This window comes from Thermoanaerobacter uzonensis DSM 18761 (assembly GCF_900129115.1).
GTDB classification, from domain to species: domain Bacteria; phylum Bacillota; class Thermoanaerobacteria; order Thermoanaerobacterales; family Thermoanaerobacteraceae; genus Thermoanaerobacter; species Thermoanaerobacter uzonensis.
Genome location: NZ_FQUR01000009.1, coordinates 163,454 through 178,397, shown reverse-complemented (window position 1 = coordinate 178,397; position 14,944 = coordinate 163,454). Strand labels below are relative to the sequence as shown.

Annotated in this window: 15 protein-coding genes and 1 pseudogene; 11 read left to right on the top strand and 5 right to left on the bottom strand. The window is 33.8% G+C overall.

Going from position 1 to position 14,944, the window contains the following annotated elements:
* Nucleotides 1–36: 36 nt before the first annotated feature.
* Both glmS and BUB32_RS05470 read left to right on the top strand, forming a co-directional pair.
* On the top strand, nt 37–1,863 hold the full coding sequence (gene glmS, locus BUB32_RS05475; RefSeq protein WP_072968157.1) for a glutamine--fructose-6-phosphate transaminase (isomerizing): 1,827 nt from the start codon (nt 37–39) through the stop codon (nt 1,861–1,863).
* Nucleotides 1,864–2,073: 210 nt separating this feature from the next.
* A complete protein-coding gene (locus BUB32_RS05470) occupies nt 2,074–2,463 on the top strand; it encodes a secondary thiamine-phosphate synthase enzyme YjbQ (RefSeq protein WP_072968156.1) in 390 nt (129 codons plus the stop codon).
* Between the two features lie 2 nt (nt 2,464–2,465).
* On the opposite strand, the gene ligD is transcribed toward BUB32_RS05470, so the two are convergent.
* Together ligD and ku are read right to left on the bottom strand one after the other, a co-directional pair.
* Nucleotides 2,466–3,389 (bottom strand): non-homologous end-joining DNA ligase, encoded by a 924-nt coding sequence (gene ligD / locus BUB32_RS05465; protein ID WP_072968154.1) that lies wholly within the window; start codon nt 3,387–3,389, stop codon nt 2,466–2,468.
* Between the two features lie 14 nt (nt 3,390–3,403).
* The gene (ku, locus tag BUB32_RS05460) at nt 3,404–4,216 is read right to left on the bottom strand and encodes a non-homologous end joining protein Ku (RefSeq protein ID WP_072968152.1); all 813 of its coding nucleotides are present in this window, start codon (nt 4,214–4,216) and stop codon (nt 3,404–3,406) included.
* A gap of 122 nt (nt 4,217–4,338) precedes the next feature.
* Between ku and BUB32_RS05455 the strand changes: the two genes are divergently transcribed.
* The gene (locus tag BUB32_RS05455) at nt 4,339–5,616 is read left to right on the top strand and encodes a serine hydrolase (RefSeq protein WP_072968150.1); all 1,278 of its coding nucleotides are present in this window, start codon (nt 4,339–4,341) and stop codon (nt 5,614–5,616) included.
* A 24-nt stretch (nt 5,617–5,640) separates the two neighbouring features.
* Here BUB32_RS05455 and BUB32_RS05450 read toward each other — a convergent pair whose 3' ends face one another.
* Complete coding sequence (locus tag BUB32_RS05450; protein WP_072968148.1) at nt 5,641–6,300, bottom strand: peroxiredoxin; 660 nt, start codon at nt 6,298–6,300, stop codon at nt 5,641–5,643.
* A gap of 66 nt (nt 6,301–6,366) precedes the next feature.
* Nucleotides 6,367–6,993 (bottom strand): annotated as a pseudogene (gene ytaF / locus BUB32_RS05445) (sporulation membrane protein YtaF); the annotation flags it as partial.
* Nucleotides 6,994–7,131: 138 nt separating this feature from the next.
* Between ytaF and BUB32_RS05440 the strand changes: the two are divergent.
* Together BUB32_RS05440 and hcp are read left to right on the top strand one after the other, a co-directional pair.
* The gene (locus BUB32_RS05440) at nt 7,132–7,419 is read left to right on the top strand and encodes a DUF503 domain-containing protein (RefSeq protein ID WP_072968146.1); all 288 of its coding nucleotides are present in this window, start codon (nt 7,132–7,134) and stop codon (nt 7,417–7,419) included.
* A gap of 114 nt (nt 7,420–7,533) precedes the next feature.
* Nucleotides 7,534–9,177, top strand: a complete 1,644-nt coding sequence (hcp, locus tag BUB32_RS05435; RefSeq protein ID WP_072968143.1) for a hydroxylamine reductase — start codon at nt 7,534–7,536, stop codon at nt 9,175–9,177.
* 70 nt (nt 9,178–9,247) lie between these two features.
* Here hcp and BUB32_RS05430 read toward each other — a convergent pair whose 3' ends face one another.
* Entirely contained in the window at nt 9,248–9,646 is a 399-nt protein-coding gene (locus BUB32_RS05430) for a helix-turn-helix domain-containing protein (protein WP_072968141.1), read from the bottom strand.
* 177 nt (nt 9,647–9,823) lie between these two features.
* On the opposite strand from BUB32_RS05430, the gene BUB32_RS05425 reads away from it, so the two are divergent.
* From BUB32_RS05425 to alr, 6 genes are all read left to right on the top strand, one after another.
* Nucleotides 9,824–10,009, top strand: coding sequence for a helix-turn-helix domain-containing protein (locus BUB32_RS05425; protein ID WP_042833791.1), 186 nt, complete (start codon nt 9,824–9,826; stop codon nt 10,007–10,009).
* Between the two features lie 297 nt (nt 10,010–10,306).
* A complete protein-coding gene (locus tag BUB32_RS05420; RefSeq protein ID WP_072968139.1) occupies nt 10,307–10,672 on the top strand; it encodes a DUF6514 family protein in 366 nt (121 codons plus the stop codon).
* A 95-nt stretch (nt 10,673–10,767) separates the two neighbouring features.
* Nucleotides 10,768–11,184 carry a holo-ACP synthase gene (acpS, locus tag BUB32_RS05415; RefSeq protein WP_072968137.1) on the top strand — a complete coding sequence of 139 codons (417 nt, stop codon included), beginning with the start codon at nt 10,768–10,770 and terminating at the stop codon, nt 11,182–11,184.
* Entirely contained in the window at nt 11,147–12,679 is a 1,533-nt protein-coding gene (locus tag BUB32_RS05410) for a bifunctional ADP-dependent NAD(P)H-hydrate dehydratase/NAD(P)H-hydrate epimerase (protein WP_072968135.1), read from the top strand. Before acpS ends, BUB32_RS05410 begins: the two co-directional genes overlap by 38 nt.
* A 14-nt stretch (nt 12,680–12,693) precedes the next feature.
* The gene (locus BUB32_RS05405) at nt 12,694–13,701 is read left to right on the top strand and encodes a LolA family protein (RefSeq protein WP_072968133.1); all 1,008 of its coding nucleotides are present in this window, start codon (nt 12,694–12,696) and stop codon (nt 13,699–13,701) included.
* 19 nt (nt 13,702–13,720) lie between these two features.
* Nucleotides 13,721–14,887: an alanine racemase gene (alr, locus tag BUB32_RS05400; protein WP_072968131.1), complete on the top strand. Its 1,167-nt coding sequence runs from the start codon at nt 13,721–13,723 to the stop codon at nt 14,885–14,887.
* The last annotated feature ends 57 nt before the right edge of the window (nt 14,888–14,944 follow it).

Here is a 14,944-nt window from a genome sequence, read left to right as displayed (position 1 = left end):
AGGAATCTTTATTACAAAAGTGAGAGGAGACCGAGTATGTGTGGAATTGTAGGATATATTGGCGATAAACAGGCGACGCCAATACTTTTAGAAGGTTTGACAAAATTGGAGTATCGGGGCTATGATTCGGCAGGAATTGCCATTTTAAATGACGGCAATATAAATATAAAGAAAGCGAAAGGAAGATTAAACGTCCTAAAAGAACTTGTTGAAAAAGATAATATGGAAGGGACAATAGGCATAGGACACACAAGGTGGGCTACGCATGGTGAACCATCTGATACAAACTCTCATCCTCATTTATCCCAATCAGGGCTAATTGCAGTAGTCCACAATGGCATAATTGAAAACTACCTGCCACTTAAAAAATGGCTATTGGAAGAAGGCTATACTTTTAAGTCTGAGACTGATACAGAAGTTGTAGCAAATTTGCTGGAGTATTATTACAATGGCGATATAGTAGAGGCTGTGAAAAAAGTTTTAGACAGAATTGAAGGTTCTTATGCCTTAGGCGTTTTGTGCAAAAACAATCCCGATATGATTGTAGCTGCAAGAAAAGAAGCACCTCTTATAGTTGGAATAGGCAATGGTGAAAACTTTATTGCATCTGATATCCCAGCTATATTAAAACATACAAGAAGTGTATATTTCCTTGATGATCATGAGATTGCCATAATTAAAAAAGACAGCGCAGAGTTTATAGACATGTTTGGAAGGCAAGTAGAAAAATCGCTTTTTGAAGTAAAATGGGATGTAGAGGCGGCTGAAAAGGGCGGTTATGAACATTTCATGATAAAAGAAATTCACGAGCAGCCAAGCGCTATAAAAGATACATTAAGAGGCAGAATAATTGATGATTCAGAAATAGTTTTAGATGATGTGAAAATTACAAAAGAAGACCTTGAAAAGATAGATAAAATTTTTATTGTGGCGTGTGGAACAGCTTATCATGCGGGTGTTGTTGGGAAATACGTCATAGAAAATCTTGCGAGAATACCTGTTGAAGTAGATGTCGCTTCAGAATTTAGATATAGAAACCCCATAGTGAATGAAAGAACTCTTACAATTGTAATAAGCCAGTCAGGGGAAACAGCAGATACCATTGCTGCATTAAAAGAAGCTAAGAAAAAAGGGTCAAGAGTTATAGCCATTACAAACGTGGTCGGAAGTTCTGTCTCCAGAGAAGCAGATGATGTACTATACACATGGGCAGGTCCTGAAATAGCTGTTGCTTCCACCAAAGCTTATACTACGCAACTTATAGCTCTCTATCTTGTAGCTATGGACCTTGCAATAAAAAGAGGGACAATAACTAAAACAAAGGTTATGGAACTTTGCACAGAATTAAAAAAGCTCCCAGAAAAAGTTCAGCACCTTCTTGACAACAAAGAGACAATTCAAAAATTTGCTTATGAACATTACAACGCGAAAGACGTTTTTTACATTGGAAGAGGACTGGACTATGCCGTTGCTATGGAGGGTTCTTTAAAACTCAAAGAAATATCCTATATCCATTCAGAGGCTTATCCGGCTGGTGAATTAAAACACGGTACTTTGGCCCTTGTAGAAGAGGGAACACTTGTGATAGCTCTTGCAACACAAGATGACCTTTTTGAAAAGATGCTCAGCAATATAAAAGAAGTAAAAGCAAGAGGCGGTTTTTTAGTCGCCTTTGCAAAACAAGGCAATCTTCAGCTGGAGGACGTTGTAGATAAAGTAATATATATACCTGAAACGCTTAAAGAGCTTACTCCAGTATTGACAGTTGTGCCTTTGCAACTTTTAGCCTATTATATGGCAGTTGAAAAGGGCTGCGATGTGGATAAACCGCGTAACCTTGCAAAATCAGTTACAGTAGAATAAAGGGATATTAAAAGGGTTGAAAAGGACAATGAAAGTTCCTTTTCAGCCTTTTTTGTTATCTCTAATATTTTATAAGGGAATGGAATTTTAAATAAGTTAAAAATAATTGTGAGTTAATGAACTAATAATATTAAAGGCATGTTGACATGCTATTAAACAATTTGCTATTATAAAAAGCAAATCCAGAAAACAAAAAATGGAGGAGTCGTTATGGTTGTTTTGGAGATAAATACACCGACAAGGGAAGTTATGGTGGATATTACTGATATGGTAATGCAAGAAATTAAAAAATCTGGCGTTGTTGATGGGGCTTGTGTTATCTTTGTGCCCCATACAACAGCGGGAATTACAATAAACGAAAATGCGGATCCAACTGTAAGAGAAGATATAATGGCAGCCTTAGAAAAAATAGTTCCTAATATGCGTTTTAAACACATGGAAGGCAATTCTGATGCGCATATAAAGGCGTCTCTTATGGGAAGTTCAGTAACTTTAATTATTGAAAATGGAAAACCCCTTTTGGGAACTTGGCAGGGTATTTACTTTTGTGAGTTTGATGGTCCAAGGAGAAGAAGAGTGTATATTAAGTGTTTGAAGTGAGTTTATTCAAACCTGCACTCTTCTGGTTTTACGTTATACTCAAATTGAATAAAAGAAGGTGCCCTCATCTTCATGTTTTCAGACCATTCCATAAATCTCACTTTACATGTTAGCAAGGGTTTTAACCACTGCACATTTTTTTCTTTAAAGTTATAATAATTATCTGGGGCTTTTATCTCCTTGGCAACTTCATAGAATGCTTTTAATTCCTTCTGGGATAAGCCTGATTCACAACTTCCTATGTTTATTAAATTATTCTCCTCATCGTAAAGCCCCAGTATGAGGGCTGTTTTGTCAGTTCTGTACCCTATAATAACAGCATTTATTACAATAAAATGTTTTGACTTAAGCCAGAGTTTACTCCTTTTTCCTATTAAATATTTTGAATCTGCTTTTTTGGCAACAATTCCTTCAAGTCCTTTTTTCCCTGTCTCTTCAAAAAGCATTTTTCCATGTTCAAATATAAAATCTGATATTTTTATGATCTCGTTTTCTTTAACTGTTTTTCTAAGGATATCTTTTCTCTCTATAAGTGGCAATTCTACAAGAGATTTGCCGTTTAAATATAATATATCCCATGTTATGAAAATTACGGGTATTATCTTGCTTAAAAGATTTATTTTTACTAAATTTTGTTGATGCTTTCTCGACATAATGCTTTTGTAACTGGGCTTGCCGTTTTTTAAAACTACAAGTTCACCGTCAAGTATTGCTTCTTTTGCTTTTATTTGCTTATGAAGTAATGCTAAATCTGGGAACTGATGGGTTATATCAACAAGCCTTCTATCTTGAAGTCTTGTTTTATTTGAAATAAAAGCAATAGTCCTTGAACCATCCCATTTGACTTCATATATCCATTCGGGGCTATCAAAAGGGTCACTACTGGATGCCAGCATAGGTGATATTTTTTCTTCTATCATAGACATATTCAATCTTCCTTTTATGCGCCTTTTCTTTTGCGTCCTTTTTTTGCTTTTTCTTCATTCTTTACAGATTCAATACTCGCTTTTAATGCACTTACTAAATCAAGAACATTATCGGCTTCAGGTGCTTTTTGGGGAATTTCTACATCTTTGTCCTGTATCTTTGACTCAATCATTTCAATTAACGCTTTTCTGTAGCTATCATCATATTTTTCGGGTTTAAAATCGGAGGTCAAAGTATCAATAAGTTGTTTGGCCATTTTTATTTCATTTTCCTGTAAGCTTACTTCTCTTAAGGGAGGAAGCTGGTTTGCGTTTTTTATTTCATCAGGGAAATGCATTGTTTCCATGACCATGTATTTTTCATCATACACTCGTATGCATGCGAGATTTTGCTTTGACCTAATTACCACTTTCGCTATTGCAACTCGGTTTGTTTCTTTCATAGAATCTCTTAAAAGTACATAAGGCTTTGTACCAATATCTTCAGGTACAATGAAATATGTTTTGTCATAATATATGGGGTCTATTTGTCCTATATCGGTAAAATCTACTATATCAATGGTTTTAACTGTTGGCATAGGTATCCTTTCCAAATCTTCATCATCTATAATGACAAATTTACCTGGTTCGTATTCATACCCTTGCACTATTTCCTCATCTGAAACGGATCTATTACATACAGGACATATTTTTTCATATTTTATGGGGGATTTACATTCTTTGTGAAGTTGCCTAAAATGTATGGCATGGTCTTCTGTAGCGGTATACAGTTTTATGGGGATACTTACAAGGCCAAAACTTATAGCTCCTTTCCACATCGAGCGCATATTTAAATCACCTCATAATTAATATCCCCATTAAGAAACTTTTTATTTATAAAATCATATTTGTAAATTGGTATATATGGATATATATATTTATTGAAATATGATGTTATATACAGTATAATATGGAGTTGAATGGGGGGATAAAATTGAAGAATATAAAAAAGATACTTTCATGGATTCTTATTATTGCTATTGTTGTATTGATACCTATATTTTCGTATGCAAGAAATCTTCCAAAATTCACTTTTGGGTCAAGGCTTTTATATAGCGGGGCGTATGGAACTGATGTAGAAGAATTACAAGCTATGTTAAATAAAGCGGGATTTGATACAGGTACTGTTGATGGCATATTTGGTAAAATGACATTAAATGGAGTTTTAGACTTTCAAAGGTGCAAGAATCTTGTGCCAGATGGAATTGTAGGTCCTAAGACATATGCTGCTCTTGAAACTGTTTCCTGGGCTGACCCGATAGTTTACTCTGTCAAACCAGGTGACAACTTATACTTTATAGCAAAGCGCCATGGAACGAATGTCCAAAATATAATGGATGCAAATGGATTAAATGATGGGGATAGTTTATATGTTGGGCAAAAGATTTTAATTCCTCATCCGCCTGTTGAAGTGCCGCAGCAATTGAACAATGCTACAAATTATCAAGAACTTAAAAATAACATTCAGGCATTAATATCTGAATATCCTGGTAAATACGGAGTTTACTTTATTGACTTAAATACAGGGCAAACTTTTGAAATAAACGGTTATGATTCGTTTATTGCGGCAAGCACTTATAAAGTACCTCTTAACTTTTACCTTTATACTCTTATAACCGATGGAAAAATAGACCCTAATATGAAAGTGCAATACACTCAAGCTGACTATGAAGGGGGTGCTGGTTCTATACAGGCAGACCCTGTTGGAAGTTATTATACTATAAGAGAGCTTTCAAGACGTTCGATTGAAGAGAGTGATAATATAGCATCAAATATGATTATGAGAGTTGTAGGGCGGGATAACTATATAAAATTCATGGAAAGCTTGGGAGCAAATGTAATACCTTATAACAGCAATGTTACTTCCCCAAGAGATATGAGAATGTATATGGAAAATCTCTTAAATTATGTGAAGGCTCATCCGGATACAGCTGGAGAATTGATGTATTATCTCAAAAATACCATATACAACGATAGAATATCATATCCAATACCTGATGAAATAGAAGTAGCACACAAAATAGGCAACCTTTCAAATGTTGTAAATGACACTGCAATAGTTTTTCATCCCACAAAGCCTTATATCTTGACGGTCTTGGCAAACAATGTAGATGGGTCAGATGATTCTTATGCATATACTGTAATAAGGCAAATATCAAAGATGGTTTACGATTTCCAAAGCAGGTAAAAGTTTAAGCCGGAAAATTCCGGCTTAAACTTTTTTATAACATAAATACCAGTCAGTACAATTATATCCTTCAATGTTTTTAACTCTTTCTTTAAGTTCGGCATAAGTTTTTGGAGGTGGAACAATGACAGGCATACCCGGATACCAGTTGGCGGGTGCTAAAACCTTGTATTTATCTACTGTTTGCAGTGCATCAATAATTCGTATTATTTCTTGGATGTTTCTACCCATTTCGAGAGGATAATACAGTATAAGGCGAAGTATCTGTTTGTCATCAATTACAAATACAGCTCTAATAGTACTTGTAGAACTTTCTGCGGGGGATATCATTCCGTACAATTTTGCTATTTTCATATCTTTATCTTCTATTATAGGGAAAGGAATTTCTATACCAGTATTTTTGTATATATTTTGTACCCAAGCTAAATGGGAAGGATTGCTGTCTACACTTAATCCTATCAATTGTACATTTCTCTCTACAAAACTGGTATAAACTTGTGTAAAAGCTATAAATTCAGTAGTGCAAACAGGCGTAAAATCTCCTGGATGTGAAAATAGTACAATCCATTTACCTCTATAATCGGATAATTTTATAGGGCCAAAAGTGCTATTAGCTTTGAAATCTGGGGCTGGTGCTCCTATTTGGGGGAGGCAAGTTCTTAGTATGCTATCCATTGCTTCCATAAAATCACCTCGGAGTTTTTGGTACACTATATTATATTCAAAAGATTTGTCAATTGTTATATCTTTTTACAGCAAAGCGTTAAATGCTATAAAGAGCAAAATAACGCCACTTATCACTGTGCCAAATTGCCCAATGGTGAAAGAACCTATTCGTATTTCTGCAACTCTTTTTCCTAATTTTACTCCTCCCCATACAGAAATAAAGCTCCCAATTGATGTAGTTAAGGATATAGCAAAAGGGGAGAGGCCTAAAAGACCTGCACCTAAGCCATTGGTAAGGGCGTTTGCTGAAAGGGCTATTCCTAAAAGAATTGCTTCAAACAAATTGATTTCTCCCGATTTGTCCAAATCTGCAATTTCAGGATTTTCTAAAATACCTTTTATAGAATCAGCTTTTGATTGTTGTATATCTTTGTTAAGTGACTTACGAGGTACGGCCAGCAAAATAATTCTAAGTCCGATTATAAACAGCAAAAAAGCTCCTACAAAAATAGGGAGTGACCCTGGAAGTATTGAATTTAACCATTTGCCAAAGGCAATTCCAGATATGCTAAATAAAAAAGCGATTACTGCGATAATTGTATTACAAAAAAGGCTTATTCGTATATTTCGTATACCATAGGAAATGCCTACTCCAAAATTATCTATGCTTGATGATATTGCGAAACCAAGAATAATTAGCCATTTCATATGTTCACACTCCTCTCTATCTAACCTCTATTTATAGTACGCATTAGATAGAGAAGGTGTGATTTTATTGAAACAGTTTATAATGTAAGGTATAATTATATTGTAAAAATTTTCTGGAAAAACTTATGTAAGGGGATATATATGATTGTATCTTATTGTAAAATATATTTACGTGCAAATTGGGTTCATTCTTTAAAAGAAAAAAGAATGATTGTAAGAAGTATTGTAGGTAAAGTAAAAAGTCATTATAATGTTTCTATATGCGAAATAGAAAACCAAAATTTGCACAAATCAATTGTCATAGGTTTTTCAGTGTGTGGGAGTGATGCTGTTTTAACAAATAAAATAGTTCAAGAGGTTGTAGACTATATTGAAGAAAATACAGATGCTTATATAGAAAATATAGAAATGGATACAATAAATGTGTGACTCCAAATGAATATGCTCATTTGGAGTTTTTATTTTGTGATTTTTATCACAGATTCTTTTGAGTTTTTGGCTTATCATAATCTATGAACGAGAACTTAAAAAGGAGGAAGCAAAATGAGTATGTTTTGTTATCAATGTCAAGAAGCTTCAAAAGGCATAGGGTGTACAGTACGAGGCGTATGCGGTAAGACAGACGATGTTGCAAATCTTCAGGATTTGCTGATTTTTACATTGAAAGGCATATCGTTTTTAAATTTAAAAGCAAGAGAGGCAGGAGTAAATAAAGAGAAGACGGACAAATTCCTTTTTGAGGGATTATTTTCCACAATAACTAACGTTAATTTTGACAGAAACTTCTTTATTAACAAAATAAAAGAAGCTGTTGCATTAAGAGAAGAAATAAAAGAAGACCTTAAAAAGGCAGGAGTTGAAGTAGACGAATCCTGTGAGGCAATAAACTGGGTTTATGATACAGATGAAGATATAGAAGCAATAGCAGCCGAAGTAGGAGTTTTATCTACAAAAGATGAAGATATAAGGTCTTTGAGAGAGCTTATCACTTATGGTGTAAAAGGTATGGCGGCTTATGCATATCACGCATATCAGCTGGGATACAAAGATGATAATATATTTAGGTTTATGGAGAAAGCTTTAGCTAAAGTTTTAGATGACAGCTTAACTGCAGATGATTATGTGGCTCTGGCTATGGAAACAGGAAAATATGGCGTTGATACAATGGCGCTCCTTGACAAAGCAAATACTTCGACTTATGGCCATCCTGAGATAACAAAAGTTAATATTGGTGTGAGAAATAATCCTGGAATATTGATAAGCGGTCATGATTTGAAAGACTTAGAGCAATTGTTGGAGCAAACTGCTGGTACAGGGGTAGATGTTTATACACATGGAGAAATGCTTCCTGCTCATTATTATCCAGCTTTTAAGAAATATACACATTTTGTTGGTAACTATGGAAATGCATGGTGGCAGCAGGATAAGGAGTTCGAGCTATTTAACGGACCAATTTTAATGACTACAAACTGCCTTGTACCTCCAAAGGATTCCTACAAGGATAGAGTTTATACTACAGGTGTTGTAGGCTTTGAGGGAGTAAAATACATTCCAGAAGGTCCAGACGGAAAGAAGGACTTTTCAGAAATAATTGAACATGCAAAGAGATGCAAGCCACCTGTGGAGATTGAAAGAGGGGAAATAATTGGAGGTTTTGCTCACAACCAAGTTTTAGAGCTGGCGGATAAAATTGTAGAAGCGGTAAAGACAGGAGCTATAAAGAGATTTTTCGTAATGGCAGGCTGTGACGGCAGAATGAAGAGCAGAACCTATTATACCGAATTTGCTAAAGCTCTTCCTAAAGATACAGTCATTTTAACTGCAGGCTGTGCAAAATACAGGTACAACAAGTTAAACCTTGGAGACATAAACGGAATTCCGAGAGTTTTAGACGCAGGACAGTGCAATGACTCTTACTCATTAGCTGTAATAGCCATGAAGCTTAAAGAAGTCTTTAGCTTAAGTGACATAAACGAGCTTCCTATTTCTTATAACATTGCATGGTATGAACAAAAGGCTGTTATAGTGCTTTTGGCACTTTTATACCTTGGAGTAAAAAATATTCATTTAGGGCCTACGCTTCCTGCTTTCTTATCGCCAAATGTCACAAAAGTATTAGTTGACAAATTTGGCATTGGTGGTATTACAAACGTAGAAGATGATATGAAAATGTTCATGGGTGAGTAAAGATTACGGCTGCAAAATGCAGCCGTAATCTTTTGTCATTATGATTAATTATTAATCATAATGGTTAAAATTATACTTTCTTTTCTTTTTTAATGAACTTTTCTAAATCAGTGGTATTCAAACTCACTTTTATATACCCTTCTATATCTCTCTTTCTTTCCTCAGGCAATGTTTCAAAGGCTTTAAAAATTATTTTATCCTTTTCACTGATGCTTTCAAACTCTTCTCTCGACAAGTATTTTTCCTCTTCTTCTTTTATATATTCTATTTGTTGTCCAGTAAGAAGCCAATCTATTGAAACATTAAGGGCGTTTTTTAACTTTATCAAAGCATTGGAAGAAGGCATTGATTTGTTATTTTCAAGGTCACTTAAATTTCCAACAGATAAACCTGTGAGTTTGCTCAAAGCTGTTATAGTTAAATTATTTTTTTTACGAGCATATTTTATACGTTCGCCGACTGTATCCATAACACTCCTCCTTTGTTTTTCTGAATTACGATATTAGTATTGACATTTTCGTAATTCAGATATATATTTAAAATAGTTAATTTTTAATCATTATCTATTTTAACACAAATATTTTATTATTCCTACTGAATAAATATGCTAACTTTTGCTTGTAGGAAAAATAGGGGGGGTGCTTTGATGAAAAAAAGAAGACTTACAGATTTTGGAAAGTTAGTGAATGACAGATTGGCAGAACTGAATATGACACAAAAAGAATTGTCGCGATTGATAGGTACCAGCGAGCCATATTTAAGCATGATTTTACATGGTGAAAGGTCAGGGAAAAAATATATGGATAAAATAAAGGAGATATTAAAACTTTAAAAAAGAGTTTTCGTATTTTCTGAAATTTTCCTGATAGAAAGTTTTTATAAATTTTTTTCGACAATTATAGTTCTAATATTAAACATAGATAGAATAATTTACAATTTTCGATATTGCAAAAACACCAAATAGTTTTACATAGACTTGTTAAATGTTTGCTAAAGTAAAAAAAGTGTCTTTTCTGTCGATAAAAAATTTTCAAAAAAATAAAGGATTTTTTAGAAAAAAATAGAATATATTAATATGTATTGTAAGTTAATAATTAATCTTAAAAAATAAATTGGAGGGGATAGTAAAATGTATTACAGGAAAGTGAGCGAGTACATATCGACAAGGGAGGAAGCAAGGAGAAACATAACTACTCACTACACAGTGGTCATGTCAGAAATAAGTGTTTTTAACGGAAAGGAGGAAGTAAAATTGCCGTCGTATGGGATCAAAATTCTTCAAGAAATTTTTGATGGAGAAAAGGAGAAAATTGAAATAATAGAAGAAAAAGTGATAAATATAAGCCCTTACTTTGAAAAAGTGGACAAGCTAGCACAATTCTTTAAAGAAATGACAGTATCGCCTGTTCATCTGTATGAAGTAATTGACGATATGTGTGAAGATTATATAAGTGACTATGATAGACAAGCTAAATTGTGTAAGGTTGCTATTTAAGAAGGTGTCATGCCTTCTTTTATTTTTTTGAAGGATTTTGTGAATTAATAGAGAAATAATATAATGTAATTAGGATAATTGGAGGAACTACATATATGGAACTGTTTGTGGGAACGGATATTGTAGAAGTTGAAAGGATAAAAAAAGCTTTTGATGCAAATTCTAAATTTTTGGAACGGTTATTTACTCAAAGAGAGATAGAGTATTTTAAGAGTAAAAGGATGAAATTACCTCATATAGCAGGTTTTTTTTCAGCAAAAGAAAGCATCTCAAAAGTCTTAGGAACAGGTATCAGCGGTTTTAGCTGGAAAGATATTGAAATATGTCACAATGAAAAAGGAGCCCCTGCCGTAATTTTAAAGGGGAAGGCTAAAAATATTGCAGACAAAAAGGGAATAAAGGATATAAAGCTGTCTATTTCTCATACAAAGACCTATGCTATAAGCTGTGCTATTGCTATTGGAGGTGAAAAAAGTGATAGTGCTGACATCAAAACAGATGAGAGAAGTTGAAAAAATAGCTATAGAAAAAATAGGAATTCCTTCTATAGGTTTAATGGAGAATGCGGGAAGAGAAACAGCGCTAGAGGTAAAAAAGATTTTAGAGGAGGGGAATTTAAACTCTGTAATAGTTATATCGGGGAAGGGGAATAATGGTGGAGATGGTTATGTAGTAGCTAGAAATCTTTATAATTGGGGAATCGATGTAAAAGTATTTTTAACTACAAGTTTAGGTGCTATTTCAGGGGATGCAAAAGTAAATTTAGATGCAATCATAAATATGGGAATTTATGTAGCGGAAATTATTCAAAGAGAACATCTGAAATTTTTAGAAAAAACTATTAAAGACAGCGATGTGATTGTGGACGCAATTTACGGAATTGGGCTTAAAGGAGAAATAAGCGGCATAACAAAAGAGATTATAGAAATGATAAACCAAGCCAATAAAATTGTGGTATCTGTCGATGTTCCTTCTGGATTAAATGCTGATACAGGTAAAGTAGAAGGATGCGCTGTTAGGGCTACTAAAACAGTTACCATGCAATTTCTAAAGCCAGGCTTATTAGTGTATCCGGGTGCCGATTATGCAGGAGAAGTTCGTGTTGCTGAAATAGGGATTCCTTACCGGTTAGCAGCAGAGGTAGGTTATAATTATAACCTTGTGACTTCAGAGGATGTAAAGCTTCCAAAACGTCATGGAAATACTCATAAAGGTGATTATGGTAAAGCTTTGATTATAGCTGGTTCAAAAAATATGACAGGGGCCGCATATTTGTGTGCTAAAAGCGCTATTAAGGCAGGTTGCGGATTGGTGAAATTAGTGGTTCCACAAAGTGTGCAATCTGTAATTCAAGGAGGACTTTATGAGGTTATAACCTATGGATTAGCTGAGAAAAATGGTATTTTATCCTACGATGCTTTAAGCAGTGTACTTAAGTTAATAGAGGAAAGTGATGCTATTGCTATAGGACCAGGGCTGACTCATGATAGAGATATTCCACAATTGGTATATGACATTGTAAAAAATACGGATAAGCCTGTAGTTTTAGATGCTGATGCTCTCAATGCTTTGGTAGGAAGATTGGAAGTTATACAAGGTAAAAAAATTATTCTAACTCCCCATTATGGGGAAATGTCAAGATTGACAGGCCTCACGATTGATGAGATTAAGAATAATCTTTTTGAAGTAGCAAAAACTTTTATTGATAGGTACAAAGTGACACTTGTACTTAAAGGTGCTAAAACTGTAATAGCGACAAAAGAAGGAAGCATATATATAAATAGCACAGGCAATCCCGGGATGGCAACTGCTGGCAGTGGAGACGTTCTAACAGGGATGATTGCGGCTTTTTTGGCTCAAGGATTTAGCGAAGAAAAAGCGGCAATTTATGGGGTGTTTTATCATGGGAAGGCAGGAGATATTGCTAAAGAATATGTGGAAGAGTATGGAATGACAGCGATGGATATCCTTGAGGACATTCCAGAGGCTCTTAAATGTGGTTTATAAGAGGGTGAGAGTTCTTGAAAAAGAGCTTTTTTGTAATTGTTTTTGTGCTTATTTTTCTTCTTTCAGGGTGTGGAGTAAAAACAAAAAAAGTTAAAGATCCTTTTATTTCTATTAAAGAACAATTAGATAAATTAGAAAGTTATACTGTCACAGCAATTGTAGAGCTTTATAACAACAAGATAGATAACAAATTTGCAGTTGTGCAATTTTACAAAAAAGGTAAATTTCGATTAGAAGTTTTAAAAGAAAGTGGGAGTCCGGATAAAATTATTGTATATGACGGCAAAAGAAGTTATGTGTATTTTGCAAAGGTGAATCAAGTTTTTGTAGCAGAAAATACAGAAGAGATTCCTTTGTATTCGATGATTACTTCTTTTATAAAAAACTATATTAATTCAGCTGGAGAAGTAGAAAAAAGAGAGATGGATAAATTTTATTTAATAACAGTTCCCATTTTGGATAAAAATATTTTCATGTACAAAGAACAAATGGCTTTTTCTAAAGAGGATTTGGCACCTAAAGAATTGACAATTTTTGATATCAATAATGAAATTTTTTCAAAAATTATTTATAAGGATTTTAAATATAATCCTGAGATAAATGACAAGTTATTTACTAAGGATAGCGTAATGACGTTAGCGGGGAATCTTTTAAATTCTACAGTAATAGAAATAGATGCAAAAGAGGTTTATAAATATTGTGGCATAAATCCTGTAATGCCTGTGTATTTACCACAAGGCTTTAAACTTTTAAATGTATTAGTGAATGTTAATGAAAATAATGGAGTTACTTTTGTGTATACTTCGGGTAAGAATTTGATAGAAATTTTTGAAACTGTGGTTGACCAAAACAAAATAGTTAATGAAAAGGGAGTTCTTTTGAGTGAAGGAGTGTATTATAAAGAAAAAGACAATGGGGAAAAGGAGTATACTACGATGGTAAATGGTATGCAAGTAAAAATTACAGTAACCGGGGATTTGAATGAAGAGGAGATACTTAAAGTGATAAAATCCTTGAGGTGAAAAACAAGGGGGATTTTTAATGTTTGACAATATAAGGCCAACAAGAGCAGAAATATATTTGGATAATATAGTGCATAATTTGAGTGAAGTAAAGCGATGGGTGAGCAAGAAAGCAAAAATAATGGGGGTAGTGAAAGCCAATGCTTATGGTCATGGAGCTTGTCAAGTGGCAAAGGTTTTAATAGAAAATGGGATTTCTTATTTGGGAGTAGCTACAATAGAAGAAGCGTTAGAATTAAGGGAATGCGGAATTAATATTCCCATACTCGTTTTTGGATATACGCCTTTAACTCAGGTCAAAGAATTAATTGTGCACAATATAACTCAAACTGTTTTTGATATAAACTATGTTAAAGAGTTAGAAAGAATTGCCTTAAATGTGGGTAAGAAGGCTAAAGTTCATGTAAAAATTGATACAGGGATGGGACGGATAGGATATACAGATTTAAATGTAGCTGAAAAAGAGATAGAAAAAATGATGGGAATGGAAGGGGTAGAGGTAGAAGGCATATTTAGTCATTTTGCTACTTCTGATGAAAAAGATAAAACATACGCTGAAAAACAGTTTGATATGTTCAAGAAATTGTTAGAAAGCTTAAAGCAAAAAGGGATAAACATTCCTTTAAAGCATATAGCTAACAGTGGAGCAATTATTGACCTTAAATATACTTATTTAGACATGGTAAGGCCAGGAATAATTCTATACGGTAGTTACCCTTCAGAAAAAGTTGAAAGACCATTGGATTTAAGACAGACTATGGGGCTTAAAACTAAAATAGTGTATATAAAAGAAGTACCTGAAGGTACTTCCATTAGTTATGGAAGGACTTTTATTACTAAAAGAAAAAGCAAAATTGCTACATTGCCTGTAGGGTACGCTGATGGCTTTAATAGATTACTCTCTAATAATCATCATGTCTTAGTAAAAGGAAAATATGCTCCTGTAATTGGGAGAATTTGTATGGACCAAACGATGATAGATATCACCGATATAGAAGGAGTAGAAGTAGGGGATGATGTAACTATTTTTGGAAACCAAGATGGAGAAAAAATAGCAGCAGAGGAGATTGCTAAAAAATTAAATACTATACCTTATGAAGTATATTGTGGAATATCTAGAAGGGTACCTCGAATATATATTTACAAAGGAGAGGTAATTGAGGTAAAAAATTATTTAAAAATTTGACTTTTATAGTATAAAATTTACAAATCATTGACATCATTATATATAGTAATATATAAT

Bases quoted from the DNA above. Each gene is read 5' to 3' on its own strand.
- glmS (WP_072968157.1), top strand. From the start codon at position 37: ATGTGTGGAATTGTAGGATATATTGGCGATAAACAGGCGACGCCAATA.
- BUB32_RS05470 (WP_072968156.1), top strand. From the start codon at position 2,074: ATGGTTGTTTTGGAGATAAATACACCGACAAGGGAAGTTATGGTGGAT.
- ligD (WP_072968154.1), bottom strand. From the start codon at position 3,389: ATGTCTATGATAGAAGAAAAAATATCACCTATGCTGGCATCCAGTAGT.
- ku (WP_072968152.1), bottom strand. From the start codon at position 4,216: ATGCGCTCGATGTGGAAAGGAGCTATAAGTTTTGGCCTTGTAAGTATC.
- BUB32_RS05455 (WP_072968150.1), top strand. From the start codon at position 4,339: ATGGAGTTGAATGGGGGGATAAAATTGAAGAATATAAAAAAGATACTT.
- BUB32_RS05450 (WP_072968148.1), bottom strand. From the start codon at position 6,300: ATGGAAGCAATGGATAGCATACTAAGAACTTGCCTCCCCCAAATAGGA.
- BUB32_RS05440 (WP_072968146.1), top strand. From the start codon at position 7,132: ATGATTGTATCTTATTGTAAAATATATTTACGTGCAAATTGGGTTCAT.
- hcp (WP_072968143.1), top strand. From the start codon at position 7,534: ATGAGTATGTTTTGTTATCAATGTCAAGAAGCTTCAAAAGGCATAGGG.
- BUB32_RS05430 (WP_072968141.1), bottom strand. From the start codon at position 9,646: ATGGATACAGTCGGCGAACGTATAAAATATGCTCGTAAAAAAAATAAT.
- BUB32_RS05425 (WP_042833791.1), top strand. From the start codon at position 9,824: ATGAAAAAAAGAAGACTTACAGATTTTGGAAAGTTAGTGAATGACAGA.
- BUB32_RS05420 (WP_072968139.1), top strand. From the start codon at position 10,307: ATGTATTACAGGAAAGTGAGCGAGTACATATCGACAAGGGAGGAAGCA.
- acpS (WP_072968137.1), top strand. From the start codon at position 10,768: ATGGAACTGTTTGTGGGAACGGATATTGTAGAAGTTGAAAGGATAAAA.
- alr (WP_072968131.1), top strand. From the start codon at position 13,721: ATGTTTGACAATATAAGGCCAACAAGAGCAGAAATATATTTGGATAAT.